Annotated in this window: 1 protein-coding gene; it reads right to left on the bottom strand. The window is 47.6% G+C overall.

What is annotated here, in order from left to right:
• Positions 1 to 458 (bottom strand): molybdopterin-guanine dinucleotide biosynthesis protein B (gene mobB, locus BTV99_RS12660; RefSeq protein ID WP_075102682.1); only part of this gene is annotated, 458 nt, incomplete at both ends.

The following is a 458-nucleotide window of genomic DNA, read 5'->3' as shown; positions in this document are numbered from 1 at the left end:
CGCTCTATTCCTTGCTCTACAGAAAGAAACGCGGGTGAGAGGATATCGCAACACGCAGCAACACTCTCTTCACTTTGCTTCTTGTTTACTTTGTCGCCAGATTTCACTCTAGCGGCGATAAACTCTGCGATAGCTTCCAGGTCGTTGATGTCAAACTTCGGCAGTGGGCAATCTAAAACGATATCGGTGGCAACCGCGATGATGTTGTCATCACTTGGATACATCCACGGGTTGTGCAAAGCCTCACGGCGCAATTCAATCTTTGGAAACGATTGACTCTTAAATCCTTCGATGAGGATCAAGTCGAGTTCATCATGCTTAAATTGCATTAAAAGGTGTTCGAAGCTTGCCTCTTCGTCAGGGGTTTCAGTGATCATGGCGTTGCGATAACGCGAGCTGATGTACATCTGCGTCGCGCCAGCCTTTCGCAAGCGATAACTGTCTTTGCCTTCTTGATC

The sequence above is a fragment of the Psychrobacter sp. Rd 27.2 genome (assembly GCF_001921755.1).
In the GTDB taxonomy this organism is placed as follows: domain Bacteria; phylum Pseudomonadota; class Gammaproteobacteria; order Pseudomonadales; family Moraxellaceae; genus Psychrobacter; species Psychrobacter celer.
The sequence above is the reverse complement of the archived record's forward strand: the minus strand, read 5'-3'. Positions and strand labels throughout refer to the sequence as shown.